Raw genomic sequence first — 16,956 nt, forward strand, 5'->3', positions numbered from 1 at the left:
CTATGTCGATCTGGCAAGGCCACTGGAGCACCATCGTCGACAAGCTGCGGGTGGTGGAAGACGCAGAGGATGAGCAGCGCTTGCTGGCCCAGTTATCCACACCTGGGGCGCGGCGGGTGCTGGGTTTCGTCAACGCCCATGCCATGAACTTGGTGACCCGCGACCGCGCTTACCTCCAGGCGCTGGCTTCGGCGGACGTGCTGTTGCGCGACGGTTCGGGCATGGCGATCCTGTTGCGCCGGCTGGGGTTGGCGCCTGGCCTGAACATGAACGGCACCGACTTCATTCCCAAGTTGCTGATGGCCTTCAGCGGGCGGCGTGTGGCGTTCTGGGGCACCGAAGCGCCTTATCTGGAAAACGCAGCGCGCAGCAGCGAAGCCCGCTTCGGGGTTCAGGTGACGTCTGTTCACCATGGTTTCGATCAGATCGATACCTACCTGGCCCTGGCGCACCGGCAGCGGCCGGAGCTGATCGTGCTGGGCATGGGCATGCCCAAGCAGGAGGCGGTCGCTGCCCGGCTGGCGCAAAGCGGCGTGCCCTGCGTGGTGGTGTGCGGCGGGGCGATCCTGGATTTTCTCGGCGACAAGGTGACGCGTGCGCCTCGGTGGATGCGGCGCCTGGGCTGCGAGTGGTTGTTCCGACTGCTGCGTGAGCCTAGGCGGCTGTTCAGCCGGTATGTGCTCGGCAATCCATTGTTCCTCTGGCGCACGTTGAGCTATGCGCGAGCGCGTGGTCACTGACAGGGAGTGGTGTCTGCTTCGCGGGTAAACCTGCGAAGGGGGCGACGCGCCTCTGCAACGGCCCAAAAGGGTAAATCCCCGGCGCGGTTCCAAAGTACTGCTACAGTGATATCAAACGCACCCATGTGCCGAGGACCCTCGGCAAACGGGTCGCACTATCGCCCTGGGGAGCAGTCCGCGCATTAGCGTGTGATTCAGGTGATCGATAGTCACGGGGACGATCTCCTACGTCATTGACCAGGCGGCACTCGCTGAGTGCGCGTCGGGTCTTTGTCTTTTCAGGATGAATGCGGTTGTTCTTGGCTTGGTAGGAAAGCGTGTGGTTTCTCGGCATCAGTGAGGACGAGCAATGGTTTTCGAACCCAGAAGTAACCGTTCCCTACTCCAGCGCAGACGCAGCATCAGCAACGCCATCCAGGCCGGGCTTGACGGCATCGCGGTGACCGGAGTCGCCTGGTACCTGATCTACCTGCACGTCGGTTACATCACCCCCGACTACGTCATCATGCTGCTGTTGCTGATCGGCGCCCTGGCGGTGGTCTATGACCACTACGCCATCTACCGCAGCAACGTGGGCCTGTCGATCAAGGCGTTCAAGCTGTTCAAGGCCTGGACGGTGACGTTCTGCTTTCTCGTGGCCATGGCTTTTCTCACCAAACAGAGCGAGCAGTATTCGCGCCTGCTGGTGGGCGAGCTGTTCGTCATCGGCTATTTCATCCAGTTGCTGCTGCATTTTCTGGTACGTGAAATCCAGGTGAAATTCCTGACGCTGCCCTACAGCCAGGAGAACGCCTTGATCATCGGCTCCGGTGAACTGGCGACCTTCCTGCACAAGAAGATCAGCAACAACCCCTGGCTGGGCGAGAAGATCGTCGGCTGCGTGCACATCGGTGAGACGGAGCTGCAAGTAGGGGCGCAGGAGGGAGAGGGTGGCCCGGTGATCCTGGGCGATATTTCCCAGCTGGATGACATCGTGGTACGTCATGGCATCAAGACCGTCTACCTGGTCACGCCGCTGGAAGGCTCGCAACTGATCCGCGATGTGTACCTGCGGCTGCTGGACAAGTGCGTTTCGGTCAACTGGATTCCCGACATCTTCTCGCTGCGGCTGATCAACCATAGCGTGCGCGAAATTGCCGGTATCCCTGTGCTCACGCTTTCCGAAACGCCACTCACCGGCACCAGCCTGTTCCTCAAGAACCTCGAAGACAAACTGCTGGCCGCATTGATTGTGCTGTGTGCCGCACCGGTCCTGCTCATCATCGCTGTGGCCATCAAGCTCGACAGCCCGGGGCCAGTGTTCTTCCGCCAGGAGCGCATGGGCTGGAGCGGCGAGACCTTCCGCATCTGGAAATTCAGAAGCATGTTCGTGCACCAGCCCGAAACCGGGGTGCTCCAACAGGCGCAGAAGAACGACCCGCGCATGACCCGGGTCGGGGCGTTCATTCGCCGCACCAGCCTCGACGAGTTACCGCAGCTGTTCAATGTATTGATGGGCGAGATGTCCCTGGTGGGGCCACGTCCGCACGCCATCCAGCACGACACTCAGTATTCCAGGGACATCGCCGACTATTTCGCGCGCAACAACATCAAGCCCGGCATGACAGGGTTGGCGCAGGTGCGCGGTTACCGGGGAGAGACCAAGGATCTGGGACAGATGATCCAGCGGGTCGACTCGGACATCGAATACATCAACAACTGGTCGGTGTGGCTGGATTTCATCATTCTCGTGCGCACGCTTTCGGCGTTCACCGGCAAGCAGGCGTACTAGCGCGTCAGACGTGTCTGGATTATCGGCATCGGGTTCAGGTGCGCGTAGCGGCTGCGCAAGGTCTCGATCAAGGACGGGCTTGGTACCCGGGAGCAATGCAAGTACACCTTGGACAACCCGCCAAAGCCCATTTCCCGGTAGCGGCTGGCGATCTCTTCATCGCTCGGCCCCTCGGGCACACCCAGGTGCAAGGTCAGCCGGCCATCCTCCACCGCGAACAGCGGCGTACTCCAGAGGAACCATTCCGAGCCGGTGCGGGGGAGCCTGACAAAGAAGTGGGCATGGTTGCCTAAGGTATCGACGTCGCCGCCGCGGCGTCTTTTCCATTCCAGCAGCCCATCGTCGGGGCGGGCCAGGCAGCAGCCAATGTCGTAGTAGTCGAAGCCGTTTTCCAGCGCCCACTCCAACGCCATGAAGGTGGTAATCGAGTTGACCTCGCGCAGCTGCTTGGCATCGGCGAAAACCGACTCGGGGTAGCCGAAGCGAATGGTGCTCCAGTAGCGCTTACCGGCACGGGTGATGACGCAGCCCAGGTGGCAGGCCACCACTTCATCGTCGCGCAGGATCAGGTCCAGCCGGCCTGCGGACTTGGCGAGCCTGAAGACCTCGGCAGTGGCAATCTGCGAGGCGGACGCCCCATGGCGAGCCTTGGCGTAGGGTTGCAGCATCGTCGTGTCGGCATGGGCGATCTCTTCGTCGGTGACTGCCGGGCGCATGTGATAGCGCGGCCGGTGCTTGCGCAGGCTGCGCCGCAACTCACTGTTGTAGGTGGCGACGATGCTGTCCAGAGAGCGCCCCAATGGCACCACGGCGCTCAAAAAATGCGGCACCTGCAGGGCTCCGGGCACCGGCACTTCGCTGGCCAGTACCACGGCATCGCTGGTCGCGCTGGCCGGCGTGGTCGCCCCCATCAGTAACTTGGCCAGGTCGCGGTGGGCTTTGCGGCCCAAGTAAACCACCTCGTGGCTGCTCTGTTGGTCGGGCTTGAAGCGGCTGCGCTCCCAGCGCCACAGGCAGGCGCGGCTGGCCAGGTCCTTGAGCCTGGCGGACGTGGCCCTGATTTCGAAGCGGACCGACGGCGAAATGCACTGCCTGGCCAGTAGGGCGAGCTGTTCTTTCATCGCGGTGCTGGCGCTCCTTCAAGGGGCATGTGCATACCTAGAACGAGTAAAGATGTGAAACGGCCAGCTCGCAAGGCAGGGCCACAGTGTTCACCCAATGGAACGCTGAGGTCTGATTTGAGTATCTAGCGACTGTCCACTCGTCGGACTAACGTTGTGTCTATTGTTTTTTCAGAAGGGGCGCCGACCGCCGAATCGAGCCGACTGACGGTCGCTTGGCATGGCCGGTGTTGCCTACGCTGATAGTCCCGCACATGAATTGCGGGCAGGCGGCAACTGGATTGCGTACGTCTAAAAATCCCACCGAAGAAAGGAGCATTACCATGGCTTTCCAATACAAGCGTCTGGACAAGAACGACGCCGCTGTCTTGCTGGTCGATCACCAGACGGGTCTGCTCTCCCTGGTGCGTGATATCGAACCGGACCGCTTCAAGAACAACGTGCTGGCCCTCTCGGACTTGGCCAAGTACTTCAAGCTGCCGACCATCCTCACCACAAGCTTCGAAAACGGCCCCAATGGCCCGCTGGTGCCTGAGCTCAAGGCGCAGTTCCCAGATGCGCCCTATATCGCCCGCCCCGGCAACATCAACGCCTGGGACAACGAAGACTTCGTCAAGGCGGTGAAGGCCACCGGTAAGAAGCAACTGATCATCGCCGGTGTGGTGACCGAGGTGTGCGTGGCCTTCCCGGCGCTGTCGGCCCTGGAAGAGGGCTTCGATGTGTTCGTGGTCACCGATGCCTCCGGGACCTTCAACGAACTGACCCGTGATTCTGCCTGGCGCCGCATGGAGGCGGCCGGTGCGCAGTTGATGACCTGGTTCGGCGTGGCCTGTGAGCTGCACCGCGACTGGCGCAACGACATCGAAGGCCTGGGCACACTGTTCTCCAACCACATCCCGGACTACCGTAACTTGATGACCAGCTTCAGCACGCTGACGAAGTAATCCGGCGTGGGAGCTTTGCCTTAGGGGCTCATGCGCCTGGGGCAGGGTTCCCCGTCCGTATCCAGAGGTACCGGATGGGTCCACTGATCGGCTATTTCAAACTGGCCCTCAATCCCGGGCGTGGGGTGTTGCTCTTCACCTTACGCACCATCGTCGCAGGCCTGCTGTGTCTGTATCTGGCGTTCATCTTCGATCTGGAACAGCCCAAGTGGGCGCTGATGACCGTGATCATCATCAGCCTGCCCTTGGCCGGCATGACCCTCAAGCGCAGCTTCGCGCAGGTGATCGGCACGGCGGCGGGCGCGGCGGTGGCGGTGGTGCTCATGGCGCTGTTCCCCCAGGCACCGATGCCCTTCATCGTTTGCCTGGCCTTGTGGCTGGCGTTCTGCACGGCAGGGGGCACGCTGCTGCGCTATACCGACTCCCATGCCTTCGTCCTCAGTGGTTTCACTGCCGTGGTGGTGGCGATGCTGGCGGTGCCCGAACCGGACGGCATCCTGCTGCTGGCCATCACGCGCCTGACCGAAACCCTGCTGGCAGTGGCCTGTGTAGCCGTGGTCAGCCTGCTGACAGCGCGTCCGCAGGCGGTCGCCCAAGGTTACTTCGCCCAGGTCGACAGCCTGGTCAAGCTGATCGCTCGGCATGCCGCCGAGGTCATCAGGACCGAGGAAGACGAAGCCGCTTTCAACCAGCGCCAAGCCCAGCTGATCGCCCAGGTCAGCGCGCTGGAAGGCCTGCGCCGACATCTTTATTTCGATGCCCCGCACCTGCGCAACGCCGATGGCCTGGTGCAACTGCTGGCCAACCAGCTGGTGCTGCTGGTGTCGCGCCTACTGGTGTTGCGACAGCAACGTGAGCTGATCAAGCAGCACTGGCAAGGGCCGCTGCCGGCCGACATCCAACTGTTGCGCAACGATGAGCTGGACAGCCTAGATGCCCTGGCCAATGAGGGTGTGGCCTTATCGGCGCAGCGTCGCCAGGCCATACACCACCTGAACCAGCGCTTCGAGCAGGCCGCCGACCGTGCGGAATTTCTCAGCGAACCATTGCCACCGCGTCTGCGTTCACTGGCCTGGGCCCTGCGTTGGGAGCAGGCGCGTCTGTTGCAACAACTGAACGAGCTGATCGAGCTGAACGAGGCGATCCAGCAGGGCAGGGCTGCCAGCTGCCCCCATGCCCAAGGGCGGGTCAGTGCCCTGCACCTGGATTTTCGCCTGGCCGGCATGAACGCCGCGCGGGCCTTCCTGGCGTTGTTCCTGGCAGGGTGGCTGTGGATCGAGACCGCTTGGGACGGCGCCCGCTCTGGAGTGATCCTGATCGGCGTCATGTGCTCGCTGATGGCCACTTTGCCTCGACCGCTGCTGGCCAGCCAGAACTACAACCGCGGATTGCTGGTGGCGCTGGTACTCTCAGCGGTCTATCAGTTCGGCCTGCTGCCGATCTTCACCGATTTCGAAATGCTCGCCCTGTGCCTGACACCCTTGCTCTATCTGGCCGCCGTCGGTCTGGCCAACCCCATGACCGCCGGGATCGGCATGGGCATCGGCCTGGTGGGCCTGCTGATGATCGGCCCGCAGAACGTCGGGGCTTACCACAACAGCGCCATCCAATGGTTCGAGTTCGCCGGGGCCTACCTGGCCGGGGGGCTGCTGGCGATGGTGGTGTTTGCCCTGGTCTTCCCGTTCAACCCGCAAAGGCGCATGGCCCGCCTGTTTCGCCTGAGCCGGGAAGATGTGTACCAACACGTGACTGCCCCCTCCAGCCTGGTGCGCCAGTTCGATTTCGAGAGCCGCATGCTCGACCGGCTCTCGGCCATGATCGGCCTGCTGCCGGCCACCAGCGATGCGCGTTCGCGTGAGCTGTTCGAGTGCAATCTGGTGTGCCCGGCATTGGCTATCGTCCTGGCCAAGGCACAGGCCCAGTGCGTCACCAGCGAGACCTTGCCGGAAGGCGTAAAGGCGCGATTGCGCCTAGGGTTGCAAGAGATGGCGGACTTCATCGGTGCGCGTCGTCAGGTGGACCTGGACGCACTGCTGCACGAGCTCGAAGCGCTTGGCGAAACCCTGGACGCCTTGCATCAGGCGCATTTCGAGGCGGGCCGGGAGGCGCTGCGTCAGTTGTTCATCCTGCGGGTCGCCTTGGCGATCGCCGGCCAGTTGCTCCAGCGCTACCGCCAGGTACTGGCGCCGACCACGCAGTCTGAAGAGGAGGGCGCCTATGCCCATTGATTTCGAGTTCGGCGGTGTCTACCTGCCGCCGATCGCCCAGGCGTTGTTGCTGGGCTTGCCGTTGTTTCTGCTTGCCGACGCCTTGCTGCGTCGAGTTGGGGTGCTGGCGTTGGTGTGGCATCCCGCCTTGTTCCAGGGGGCTCTGTATGCCGCGATCTGCGCGGCCCTGGTGTTATCGATGGGAGTGAGTGTCTAACAATGCCTGCCTTGAAACCTGTATTTTCCAAGGCACTGACCTTGGCCGTGCTGGCCCTTGCCCTGGTGCTGGGCTGGTTTGCCTGGGACTACTACACCCGTGCGCCCTGGACCCGCGACGCCCGGGTGAGGGCGGACGTGGTGACCCTGTCGGCCGAGGTGGCCGGTCGCATCATCGAACTGCCGATCCATGACAACCAGTTCGTCAAGCAAGGCGAGCTGCTGCTGCAGATCGACCCCGCCCGTTATGAGCTTGCGGTACTGCATGCCGAGCGCGCGGTCGAGGTCGCTCGCGCCGCACTGGGGCAGTCCAAGGCATCGATCGTCGCCAACGAAGCCCTGCTCAAGCAACGGCGCAGCGAAGAGCAACGCCGGCGTAGGCTTCAGTCCTTGTCGGCGATTTCCGCGGAAGAGTGGGAGAAGTCCGGCACGGACGTGGCCGTGGCCCAGGCCGATCTTCTACGCGAGCAGTCCAACCTGGGGTTGGCCCAGGCCAACGTGCAGCTCGCCGAGGCCACATTGAAGCAGGCCCGCCTGGACCTGGAGCGCACACGGGTCACCGCGCCGGTCAGCGGCTATGTAACCAACCTGTTGACCCGCCAGGGGGATTTCGCCCAATCCGGCACGCCGCTGTTGGCGCTGGTCGACAGCAGCTCGTTCCACGTCAGTGGCTATTTCGAAGAAACCAAGCTGCCGAAGATCAAGGTGGGCAGCCATGCGCGCATCGCCTTGATGAGCGGCGAGGTGCTGGAGGGCACGGTGGAAAGCATCGCCTACGCCATCACCGATCGTGAGAACCAGCCGGGCAACCGCCTGCTGGCCAACGTCAATCCGAGCTATACCTGGGTCAAGCTTGCCCAGCGGATCCCGGTGCGCCTGCGTCTGGAGCGCAGCGCCGACGCACCGCCGCTGCGCGCTGGGACCACGGCGACGGTCACCATCGTGGATTGAGTTGGGTGAGTCTGTCGCATGTTCGATCTGAATGATTTGTACCTGTACACCAAGGTGGTGGAGCACGGTGGCTTCGCCCCCGCCGGCCGTGTCCTCGGCTTGCCCAAGTCGCGCCTTAGCCGTCGTGTGGCCCTGCTGGAAGAGCGCCTGGGCGTGCGTCTTATCCAGCGCTCCACCCGCCAGTTCGCCGTCACCGAGGTGGGCCTGGAGTACTACCATCACTGTGTATCGATGATGGACCGGGCGTATGCCGCCGAAGACGCGATCGAGCGCAGCCGTGCGGTGCCCAGCGGTATTATCCGCCTGGCCTGCAGCACCTCGCTGCTGGACTCGCGCCTGGCGCCGATGCTGGCGCGCTTCATGGCCGAATGCCCAGTGGTGGAGTTGCTGGTCAAAAGCTACAACCGGCGTGTCGATGTCATTGGCGAGGGCTTCGACCTGGTCCTGAGCGTGCGCCATCGGCCACTGGAGAGCAGCGAGCTGGTGATGCGCAAGTTGGCCGATAGTCGTCAATGCCTGGTAGTCGCCCCCAGGCTGCTGATCGGACATGAGCAACCGCTGCGCCCCTCGGACCTGTTCGAACTGCCGAGCCTGGGCTGGGGCGCCAATGTACAGGAGTACACCTGGGACCTGGACGGGCCGGACGGCGCCGTGGCGTCGATTCGCTACCGGCCCCGCCTGGTGTCGGACGATGTCGCGGTGCTGCGCCAGGGTGCGTTGGCAGGTGTCGGTGTGGTGTTGCTCCCCGAGGAACTGGTGCGCGCCGACCTGGCAGCCGGGCGCCTGGTGCCTGCCTTGGAAGACTGGACCCCACGCAAGGGCGAGATCGTTGCGCTGTTCCCGTCACGACGCGGGGTGATGCCTGCGGTGCGCAAGCTGATCGACTTTTTGGTGGCGGCGTTCGAGCGAGAGGCTGAAGGCCAGATGCGACAAACCCTTTGAAACGGGGAGGTCACGAGGTGGGAGGCCAGGGAGCTGCAAGGCTCGGTGTCCGCTTCGTAGAGAGCGGATCATAAAGCCGTGCGCTTGAGTATTTCTTTTATGGCATCCAGCGCTTTGGGCCTTCGCGGGATGGATTTATACAGTAAAACGAGTTGGCGTATGTAGTCATCGGAGTCTGAGACGGGCGTGGCGAATACCTCCCCACTTTTCAAACCTGCCCATGCGGGAACGAGCGATACACCCATCCCTTTCTCTACCATGATGTAAATGGCGTCAAGCGCATCGAGGTTGCACAGCAGATCAGGGCTTAGATCGTTGTCATGCAAGTATTGCAGGGCTATCTGCCCGCCCCAAGCATTTGAATCGTATCGAATCAACGGGTGGGTGAGAATGGTCGTATTTATATTGCTCTGCTCAATGGGTTCCTTTGTCAACAGCATTAAAGGTTCATGCCGCAGCGTTTGCATCTTGATGGATTTCGGTACGGAAAACGGGGGGCAGACCATAAGCCCGGCATCGAGTTCACCTGTTACCACCTGCTCATACAGCGCGCGCGAGTCGCCAGGTGTGATTCTAAGCCTCAGGTGCGGTGCCGTTATCGTTAATTGGTGCATTAATTCTGGAAGCAGGCCTGTCAACGCAGTTGAAATAGCGCCTAACTTGAAATCACCTGTAAGCCCATTGGTGTCGAATCCATCCCTGAGTTCCGTGGCGCACTGAATTAAGTTGCGCATTTTCGGCAACAGTGCCAAGCATTGTTCAGAGGGATCAACTGAGTGGGATCCACGGTTCAATAGTTCACAGCAGAGCGATTTCTCAAGCGCTTGAATACGCTGGCTGATGGCAGGTGCAGTAAGGTTTTCTCGGCGGGCGGCTGCCGCGATGGAACCTGTTTCAATAACCGCGACCAAGCTTTCGAGAAATCGAATATCCAAAACAATTCCTTTCGGTCAGAGATGGAAAATCACGCTCCAGAACAAGCGAAAGGATAGGGTAGGCTGCACGAAATTCCCACCCAAACAAGAGGGCGTTTCCGTGACCGCATTTTTCCATGCCTCCTATCATGTAACAAACCTTGAAGAGTCTCGCAAGTTTTACGGCGAGGTGCTGGGCTGTAAAGAAGGCCGCTCCAGCGAGACGTACATCGATTACGACTTATTCGGTCATCAAATTTCCCTTCACGAAGGCACGCCATTTCCGACCACGCGCACCGGCAAGGTCGGCGAGCACATGGTGCTGATGCCGCACATCGGCCTGGTGCTTCAGTTGGATGATTGGATGGCGATGGCAGAGCGCCTGCAAGCCCATGGGGTGAAGTTCGATATTCCCCCCGTTGTGCGCTTCCCGGGTCAGCCGGGTGAGCAGCGGACAATGTTCTTCCTCGATCCAAGTGGCAACCCAATCGAGATAAAAGGTTTCAAGGACTTCAAAGAAGTCTTTGCTGTTTGAAGGCGTGCTTTTATCCAAGCAGCACGCTTTGTCGATCACGCTGTTTATCATGAGCACCAACGCATGAGTGCGAATACCGGATGCTTGAGTGTGCGCGGCGTTTACCAGCCAGTTGACAGTCCAAATTATAATAATGGGAGGACGTATGGCGAAGGCGAGTCTGGTCACAAGAATCATCGTGGGTCTAGTGTTGGGCATTATAGTGGGTGCCCTGTTAAATATTTATCCAGATTACAAAGTATGGGTGAGTAGTCAGGTCCTGCAGCCAGCCGGTGATATTTTCATCAAGATGATGAAAATGATCGTGGCGCCACTGGTCTTTGCCTGCATGGTCAGTGCCGTTGCCGGTAATGGCGACAGCAAGGCAATCGGGCGGGTGGGGGCCAAAACCATGTTCTACTTCTTCGTCGTCACGGGTATCGCCATTGTTTGTGGTTTGATCATAGGTAATGTGGCCCAGCCAGGTACCGGCGCGAACTTGAGTACCCTTTCGGCTGCCCAGTCACTGACGTTGCCCTCTTCTTCGGAGGGTGGCGATGTCGGAAGTGTGATTCTTGGTGTCATTCCGGATAACATCGTGAATGCAATGGCGCAGGGTAACTTGCTACCCATCTTGTTCTTTTCGATCCTGTTCGGTTTTGGTGTGAATGCGCTTGATGCGGATAAGAAGCGACCGCTGATCGCTGTGTTCAACGCCTTTTCCGGAGCGATGTTCAAAGTCACGCACATCGTCATGCACTATTCTCCGATCGGCATTTTCGGTCTCATTGGCGTGACGGTGTCTAACTTCGGACTTTCTGCGCTGTTGCCGTTGGGTAAATTGATTCTTGTCACTTACGCCGCTGTCCTGCTGTTCGGACTGGTCGTACTTGGCGGAATAGCCAAAGCGGTTGGCATTAACATCTTCGACCTGATCACGTTCATCAAGGATGAACTGATTTTGGCATTCAGTACCGCCACTTCGGCTACCGTGATGCCACAGCTCATCGAGAAGGTGGAGGCTTACGGCGCGCCGAGGTCCATTGCTTCCTTGGTGATTCCTACTGGGTACTCGTTCAATCTGGATGGCGCATCGCTCTTCGTGGGCATTGGTACGCTTTTCATCGCCCAACTGTATGAAATCCCATTGAGCCTCGCTGACCAGGCGGTGCTGGTGCTCATCATGGTTTTGACGTCCAAAGGCGCGGCGGGTGTGCCAGGGGCGATGTTCGTCATCCTCACCGCCACGCTGACCAGTGCCGGGCTTCCCGTGGAGGGCATCGCTTTCATCGCCGGTGTCTACAGGCTCATGGACATGCCGATCACCGCGTTGAATGTGCTGGGCAACGCCTTGGCGCCCTTGGTGATCTCCAAGTGGGAAAACCAATTTCGAATAGCACCTAGCCAACAGCCTGACGCAGTTGCGGGTGAGCGCCCTATGAACGCGTTGGCAAGCGAAGGGGGGGGCTGAACCGGACACTCGTGGGCAATAAAAAACCCCTTGAATCGGCTGTATTCAAGGGGTTTTGATGTCCATCAGGAGCTCGTGCGATCTCGACTCCCGATTAGACGTTGAAGCGGAAGTGCATCACGTCACCGTCCTTGACGATGTAGTCCTTGCCTTCCAGACGCCATTTGCCGGCTTCCTTGGCGCCGCCTTCACCCTTGTACTGGATGAAGTCGTCATAGGCCACGACTTCGGCGCGGATGAAGCCTTTCTCGAAGTCGGTGTGGATCACGGCGGCGGCTTGCGGCGCGGTGGCACCGACACGCACGGTCCAGGCGCGGACTTCTTTCACACCCGCGGTGAAGTAGGTCTGCAGATTGAGCAGGGCGTAGCCGGCGCGGATCACGCGGTTCAGGCCAGGCTCTTCCAGGCCCAGGGCCTCGAGGAACATGTCCTTCTCCTCGCCTTCTTCCAGCTCGGCGATCTCCGCTTCGATCTTGTTGCACACTGGCACCACGACCGCGCCTTCTTCCTCGGCGATGGCCTTGACCACGTCCAGGTGCGGGTTGTTCTCGAAGCCGTCCTCGGCCACGTTGGCGATGTACATCACCGGCTTGCTGGTCAGCAGGTGGAAGCCGCGGATCACGGCCTTCTCCTCGACGCTCATGTTCTTCATCAGGCTGCGCGCAGGCTTGCCATCGGTGAAGTGGGCAATGAGCTTTTCCAGCAGGGCTTTCTGGGCCAGGGCTTCCTTGTCACCGCCCTTGGCGTTGCGCGCGACCTTCTGCAGTTGCTTCTCGCAGCTGTCCAGGTCGGCGAAGATCAGTTCCAGGTCGATGATCTCGATGTCACGCTTGGGGTCGACGCTGTTGGAGACGTGGATCACGTTCTCGTCTTCGAAGCAGCGCACCACATGGGCGATGGCGTCGGTCTCGCGGATGTTGGCGAGGAACTTGTTGCCCAGGCCTTCGCCCTTCGAGGCACCGGCGACCAGACCTGCGATGTCGACGAATTCCATGGTGGTCGGAATCACACGCTCAGGCTTGACGATCTCGGCCAGGGCGTCGAGGCGTGCATCGGGCATCGGCACGATGCCGCTGTTCGGCTCGATGGTGCAGAAGGGGAAGTTCTCCGCCGCGATACCGGACTTGGTCAGGGCGTTGAACAGGGTGGACTTGCCGACGTTGGGCAGGCCGACGATGCCGCAATTGAAACCCATGGGAATTCCCCTCTCTAGGAAATCAGGCCTTCTGGCTGTGCAGTTCGCGCATCGCCTTGGCGAAATCGCCTGCGAGCACGTCCGGCATCACGCCGAGGGCAAAATCGATGCTGGCGTCGAGCTTCTCCTGCTCGGCGCGCGGTGCGCGGCCCAGGACGAAGTTGGAGACCAGTTTGGCGTCACCTGGGTGGCCGATGCCGAGCCGCAGGCGATGGAAGTCGTTCTGGTTGCCGAGCTGCGCGATGATGTCGCGCAGGCCGTTGTGCCCACCATGGCCGCCGCCTTTCTTGAGCTTGGCGACGCCCGGGGGCAGGTCGAGTTCGTCATGCGCCACCAGGATGGCCGCCGGTGGAATCCGGAAGAAATTGGCCAGTGCCGCGACGGACTGGCCGCTGCGGTTCATGTAGGTGGTGGGAATGAGCAGACGAACGTCTTGGCCCTGATGGCTGAACTTAGCCGTCAGGCCGAAATACTTGCGGTCAGCGGTCAGCGATACACGCTGGGCGCTGGCGAGGCGTTCAACGAAAAGAGCCCCTGCGTTATGCCGGGTCTGTTCGTATTCGGGGCCGGGGTTACCCAGGCCGACGATCAACTGGATGGCGGTCACGTCAGGGGCTCTTCCTTGGAGTTGGTGGGTTACGGTGCGCGCGGCACTGTAACCCGATCAACGCCGGCGTGCGAGTGGATTACTCGGCAGCGCCTTCAGCAGCGTCAGCGGCTACGCGCGGGGCGTGGACGTTGGCAACAGCTTTGTCATCACCGTGGGCCAGAGCGACGAACTCTACGCCTTTCGGAGCTTTCAGGTCCGACAGGTGGATGATGGTGCCGATTTCAGCCTTGGCCAGGTCGACTTCGATGAACTCAGGCAGGTCTTTGGCTTCGCAGGAAACTTCGATCTCGGCTTCTACGTGGGAGATCTCGCCGCCTTTCTTGACCGGGGCTTCTTCGTTGATGAAGTGAACCGGTACCTTGGCGGTCAGCTTCTGGCCAGCAACGACGCGAACGAAGTCGGCGTGCATGATGAAGCCTTTGGCTGGGTGACGCTGCAGGGCCTTGACGACGACGTTCTGCTTGGTGCCGTCGACGTTCAGTTCCAGAACGTGGCTGAAGGCAGCTTCGTTATCGAACAGCTTGGTGATTTCCTTGGCCAGGATGGTCAGGGATTGGGCTTCTTTGCCACCACCGTAGACAACGGCTGGGATGTTGGCGGAATGACGCAGGCGGCGGCTCGCACCTTTCCCCAGGTCAGTACGCGCTTGGGCGTTCAGGATGAAATCGGTCATTTTGTATCTCCAAAATAGCCTCCCGTATGGCGTTTGCGACCAGCGCCATCGGGATTGGCAAAAAAGCCCCGCCCCGACAAGATGCCGGGGCGGGGCGCTTTTCGTCAGCGAGCGTTCCGCTTAGCGGAACATCGCGCTGATCGATTCTTCGTTGCTGATGCGGCGAACCGCTTCAGCGACAACCGGTGCGATATCCAGCTGGCGGATACGGTCACAGGCTTGAGCAGCGGCGGACAGCGGGATGGTGTTGGTCACCACCAGCTCGTCCAGCACCGACTTCTCGATGTTCTCGATCGCACGGCCCGACAGTACCGGGTGCGTGCAGTAGGCGTAGACCTTGGCCGCGCCGTGGTCTTTCAGGGCCTTGGCCGCGTTGCACAGGGTACCGGCGGTATCGACCATGTCGTCTACCAGGATGCAGGTGCGTCCTTCGACGTCGCCGATGATGTGCATCACTTCGGAGTGATTGGCCTTTTCACGGCGCTTGTCGATGATACCCAGGTCGACACCCAGGGACTTGGCGACGGCACGTGCGCGCACGACACCACCGATGTCCGGGGAGACGATCATCAGGTTCTCGAAACGCTGGTCTTCGATGTCGTCGACCAGTACGGGCGAGCCGTAGATGTTGTCGACGGGAATATCGAAGAAGCCCTGGATCTGGTCAGCGTGCAGGTCGACAGTGAGTACACGGTCGATACCCACGACAGTGAGCATGTCAGCGACGACTTTGGCGCTGATGGCTACACGTGCCGAACGCGGACGGCGGTCCTGGCGGGCGTATCCGAAGTAAGGAATCACGGCAGTGATTCGTGACGCTGAGGAGCGGCGGAAGGCGTCGGCCATCACTACCAGTTCCATCAGATTGTCGTTGGTAGGGGCACAGGTTGGCTGAATGATGAAAACGTCCTTACCACGAACATTTTCATTGATCTCAGCACTGATTTCGCCGTCGGAGAATTTACCGACAGAAACATCACCCAGTGGAATATGCAGCTGACGTACGACACGCCGAGCCAGATCGGGGTTGGCATTCCCCGTGAAGACCATCATCTTGGACACGCGCAGTACCTGAAGGCTGAGGGTAACCTGGATGAGTATAAGGAAAATGGCAGGGGCGGCTGGATTCGAACCAACGCATGGCAGGATCAAAACCTGCTGCCTTACCGCTTGGCGACGCCCCTGTATCTGTTGCTGCGAGTACAGAATACTCGACTTCTAGAGCAGGCTCTGCAGCTTGCGATGCAACATCGAAATGTTGCTTCCCTTTGCCACAAACCCTGTTTGGGTCTCTGAAAGAAGGGCCAGAACTTTATCAGCTTCGGCTTTGCTTGGGAAGGCCCCAAACACACAACTTCCAGTGCCGGTTAGACGAGCTTCAGTGTATTTACCCAGCAGATTCAACGCATTGCGAACTTCTGGATAACCTTGCTCTACCACCGGTTGGCAGTCATTTCGACTGTTTCCCTCGGGAACGGGGCGCATCTTAAGGGGGAGGGAATCACGTGTCAACTCTGGATGCGAAAAAATTTCCGCTGTGCTGACAGACACTTGCGGCACCAGTACGACGTACCAGGGCTCTTCGGGGTCCACCGGGGTCAGTTGCTCACCCACACCTTGGGCGAAGGCGGCGTGGCCGCGGACGAACACCGGTACATCGGCGCCAAGCCCCAGGCCCAGGCCGGCCAGGCGGTCTTCGTCCCAGCCCAGTTGCCACAGATGATTGAGGGCCAGCAGCGTGGTCGCGGCGTTGGAGCTGCCGCCACCGATGCCGCCGCCCATGGGCAGGATCTTGTCCAGCCAGATGTCGACGCCGAGCGCGCAGCCTGATTGTTGTTGCAGCTTGCGTGCAGCTTTCACGATCAGATTGCTGTCGTGGGGCACGCCGGCGATTTCGGTGCGCAAGTGGATCTGGCCATCGTCACGCAGGCTGTAGTGCAGCTGATCGGCATGGTCGAGAAACTGGAACACGGTTTCCAGCTCGTGGTAACCGTCTGGGCGGCGACCGATGATATGCAGCCACAGGTTGAGCTTGGCCGGGGCGGGAAGGGTGAGCGTGGCCATCGATCAATGCCCCAGCTGACGTGGCTGCCAGTCCTTGACCACCAGGGTGACGTCCAGGTCCTGGCCGTGCAGCTTCAGGCGTTCAGGTAGCCAGTAGCCGTTCTGTTGGGTGTAGCTCAGGTACTGCACCTGCCAGCCGTCCTGGGTCAGGCTGGCCAGGCGGCTGTCGCCATCCAGGGTCAGTTGGCTCTTGCTGTCGGGGGCAGGCAGGCCACGGACCCACCAGACCAAATGCGAGACCGGCAATTGCCAGCCCAGCTGTTCTTCGAGCAGTGCCTCGGGGCTTGGGGCTTCGTAGCGGCCCTGGTTGGCCACCTCCAGGACCACGCCGCCGGGGCGTCCGGTCAGGCGTGCCGCCCCGCGACCCAGGGGGCCGGCCAGGCGGATGTCGTAGTAGTCCTGGCGTTGCAGCCAGAACAAGGTACCACTGCCCGAATCACGGGGGGCGCGAATGCCGACCTTGCCGTTGATCTGCCAGCCGTCGAGGTTGCTCAGTTGCTCTTTATGGGCGCGCCACAACTGTGGATCGCCGTGGCCTTGCAGGGATTCACGGCTACCGAATCCGGCGCAGCCGGCCAGCAGGGCGATCAGGGTAAAGGTGATGCAATGACGCAGGAACATGG

Annotated in this window: 17 protein-coding genes and 1 tRNA gene; 9 read left to right on the forward strand and 9 right to left on the reverse strand. The window is 60.7% G+C overall.

Features of this window, described 5'->3' with window-relative positions; translation table 11 throughout:
• Positions 1–2: 2 nt before the first annotated feature.
• Positions 3–740, forward strand: a complete 738-nt coding sequence (locus AB1N67_RS03765; protein WP_043214923.1) for a WecB/TagA/CpsF family glycosyltransferase — start codon at positions 3–5, stop codon at positions 738–740.
• A 349-nt stretch (positions 741–1,089) separates the two neighbouring features.
• Entirely contained in the window at positions 1,090–2,511 is a 1,422-nt protein-coding gene (locus tag AB1N67_RS03770) for an undecaprenyl-phosphate glucose phosphotransferase (RefSeq protein WP_043214886.1), read from the forward strand.
• Here AB1N67_RS03770 and AB1N67_RS03775 read toward each other — a convergent pair.
• Entirely contained in the window at positions 2,508–3,632 is a 1,125-nt protein-coding gene (locus tag AB1N67_RS03775; RefSeq protein ID WP_090345199.1) for a hypothetical protein, read from the reverse strand. The two genes, AB1N67_RS03770 and AB1N67_RS03775, sit on opposite strands and share 4 nt — an antisense overlap.
• A 323-nt stretch (positions 3,633–3,955) precedes the next feature.
• Between AB1N67_RS03775 and ycaC the strand changes: the two genes are divergently transcribed.
• From ycaC to AB1N67_RS03800, 5 genes are all read left to right on the forward strand, one after another.
• Entirely contained in the window at positions 3,956–4,576 is a 621-nt protein-coding gene (gene ycaC, locus AB1N67_RS03780) for an isochorismate family cysteine hydrolase YcaC (RefSeq protein ID WP_043214892.1), read from the forward strand.
• Between the two features lie 74 nt (positions 4,577–4,650).
• On the forward strand, positions 4,651–6,804 hold the full coding sequence (locus AB1N67_RS03785) for an FUSC family protein (RefSeq protein WP_367863543.1): 2,154 nt from the start codon (positions 4,651–4,653) through the stop codon (positions 6,802–6,804).
• Entirely contained in the window at positions 6,794–7,000 is a 207-nt protein-coding gene (locus AB1N67_RS03790; protein ID WP_043214896.1) for a DUF1656 domain-containing protein, read from the forward strand. Before AB1N67_RS03785 ends, AB1N67_RS03790 begins: the two co-directional genes overlap by 11 nt.
• Positions 7,001–7,011: 11 nt before the next feature.
• Positions 7,012–7,950, forward strand: a complete 939-nt coding sequence (locus tag AB1N67_RS03795) for an HlyD family secretion protein (RefSeq protein WP_090345325.1) — start codon at positions 7,012–7,014, stop codon at positions 7,948–7,950.
• A gap of 18 nt (positions 7,951–7,968) precedes the next feature.
• Positions 7,969–8,892 (forward strand): LysR substrate-binding domain-containing protein, encoded by a 924-nt coding sequence (locus AB1N67_RS03800; RefSeq protein ID WP_102081210.1) that lies wholly within the window; start codon positions 7,969–7,971, stop codon positions 8,890–8,892.
• Positions 8,893–8,960: 68 nt separating this feature from the next.
• Here AB1N67_RS03800 and AB1N67_RS03805 read toward each other — a convergent pair whose 3' ends face one another.
• The gene (locus AB1N67_RS03805) at positions 8,961–9,827 is read right to left on the reverse strand and encodes a LysR family transcriptional regulator (protein WP_102081211.1); all 867 of its coding nucleotides are present in this window, start codon (positions 9,825–9,827) and stop codon (positions 8,961–8,963) included.
• 100 nt (positions 9,828–9,927) lie between these two features.
• On the opposite strand from AB1N67_RS03805, the gene AB1N67_RS03810 reads away from it, so the two are divergent.
• Both AB1N67_RS03810 and AB1N67_RS03815 read left to right on the forward strand, forming a co-directional pair.
• Positions 9,928–10,341: a VOC family protein gene (locus AB1N67_RS03810; RefSeq protein ID WP_043214904.1), complete on the forward strand. Its 414-nt coding sequence runs from the start codon at positions 9,928–9,930 to the stop codon at positions 10,339–10,341.
• A gap of 145 nt (positions 10,342–10,486) precedes the next feature.
• Positions 10,487–11,791, forward strand: coding sequence for a cation:dicarboxylate symporter family transporter (locus AB1N67_RS03815; protein WP_043214906.1), 1,305 nt, complete (start codon positions 10,487–10,489; stop codon positions 11,789–11,791).
• Positions 11,792–11,885: 94 nt separating this feature from the next.
• On the opposite strand, the gene ychF is transcribed toward AB1N67_RS03815, so the two are convergent.
• The 7 genes from ychF to lolB all read right to left on the reverse strand — a co-directional run bounded on the left by ychF (position 11,886) and on the right by lolB (position 16,954).
• Positions 11,886–12,986: a redox-regulated ATPase YchF gene (ychF, locus tag AB1N67_RS03820; protein ID WP_043214908.1), complete on the reverse strand. Its 1,101-nt coding sequence runs from the start codon at positions 12,984–12,986 to the stop codon at positions 11,886–11,888.
• Between the two features lie 22 nt (positions 12,987–13,008).
• Positions 13,009–13,593: an aminoacyl-tRNA hydrolase gene (gene pth / locus AB1N67_RS03825; protein WP_043214910.1), complete on the reverse strand. Its 585-nt coding sequence runs from the start codon at positions 13,591–13,593 to the stop codon at positions 13,009–13,011.
• Between the two features lie 79 nt (positions 13,594–13,672).
• On the reverse strand, positions 13,673–14,269 hold the full coding sequence (locus AB1N67_RS03830; RefSeq protein WP_043214913.1) for a 50S ribosomal protein L25/general stress protein Ctc: 597 nt from the start codon (positions 14,267–14,269) through the stop codon (positions 13,673–13,675).
• A 120-nt stretch (positions 14,270–14,389) separates the two neighbouring features.
• On the reverse strand, positions 14,390–15,331 hold the full coding sequence (locus AB1N67_RS03835; protein ID WP_043214915.1) for a ribose-phosphate pyrophosphokinase: 942 nt from the start codon (positions 15,329–15,331) through the stop codon (positions 14,390–14,392).
• Positions 15,332–15,378: 47 nt separating this feature from the next.
• Positions 15,379–15,453, reverse strand: a tRNA-Gln gene (locus AB1N67_RS03840).
• A gap of 34 nt (positions 15,454–15,487) precedes the next feature.
• Entirely contained in the window at positions 15,488–16,333 is an 846-nt protein-coding gene (gene ispE, locus AB1N67_RS03845) for a 4-(cytidine 5'-diphospho)-2-C-methyl-D-erythritol kinase (RefSeq protein WP_250034456.1), read from the reverse strand.
• 3 nt (positions 16,334–16,336) lie between these two features.
• Positions 16,337–16,954, reverse strand: coding sequence for a lipoprotein insertase outer membrane protein LolB (gene lolB / locus AB1N67_RS03850; protein ID WP_043214919.1), 618 nt, complete (start codon positions 16,952–16,954; stop codon positions 16,337–16,339).
• Positions 16,955–16,956 lie beyond the last annotated feature (2 nt).

It is taken from the genome of Pseudomonas guariconensis (genome assembly GCF_040822035.1).
In the GTDB taxonomy this organism is placed as follows: Bacteria; Pseudomonadota; Gammaproteobacteria; order Pseudomonadales; family Pseudomonadaceae; genus Aquipseudomonas; species Aquipseudomonas guariconensis.

Coding starts and splice junctions, on each gene's coding strand:
- AB1N67_RS03765 (WP_043214923.1), top strand. CDS start 3: ATGTCGATCTGGCAAGGCCACTGGAGCACCATCGTCGACAAGCTGCGG.
- AB1N67_RS03770 (WP_043214886.1), top strand. CDS start 1,090: ATGGTTTTCGAACCCAGAAGTAACCGTTCCCTACTCCAGCGCAGACGC.
- AB1N67_RS03775 (WP_090345199.1), bottom strand. CDS start 3,632: ATGAAAGAACAGCTCGCCCTACTGGCCAGGCAGTGCATTTCGCCGTCG.
- ycaC (WP_043214892.1), top strand. CDS start 3,956: ATGGCTTTCCAATACAAGCGTCTGGACAAGAACGACGCCGCTGTCTTG.
- AB1N67_RS03785 (WP_367863543.1), top strand. CDS start 4,651: ATGGGTCCACTGATCGGCTATTTCAAACTGGCCCTCAATCCCGGGCGT.
- AB1N67_RS03790 (WP_043214896.1), top strand. CDS start 6,794: ATGCCCATTGATTTCGAGTTCGGCGGTGTCTACCTGCCGCCGATCGCC.
- AB1N67_RS03800 (WP_102081210.1), top strand. CDS start 7,969: ATGTTCGATCTGAATGATTTGTACCTGTACACCAAGGTGGTGGAGCAC.
- AB1N67_RS03815 (WP_043214906.1), top strand. CDS start 10,487: ATGGCGAAGGCGAGTCTGGTCACAAGAATCATCGTGGGTCTAGTGTTG.
- ychF (WP_043214908.1), bottom strand. CDS start 12,986: ATGGGTTTCAATTGCGGCATCGTCGGCCTGCCCAACGTCGGCAAGTCC.
- AB1N67_RS03830 (WP_043214913.1), bottom strand. CDS start 14,269: ATGACCGATTTCATCCTGAACGCCCAAGCGCGTACTGACCTGGGGAAA.
- ispE (WP_250034456.1), bottom strand. CDS start 16,333: ATGGCCACGCTCACCCTTCCCGCCCCGGCCAAGCTCAACCTGTGGCTG.
- lolB (WP_043214919.1), bottom strand. CDS start 16,954: ATGTTCCTGCGTCATTGCATCACCTTTACCCTGATCGCCCTGCTGGCC.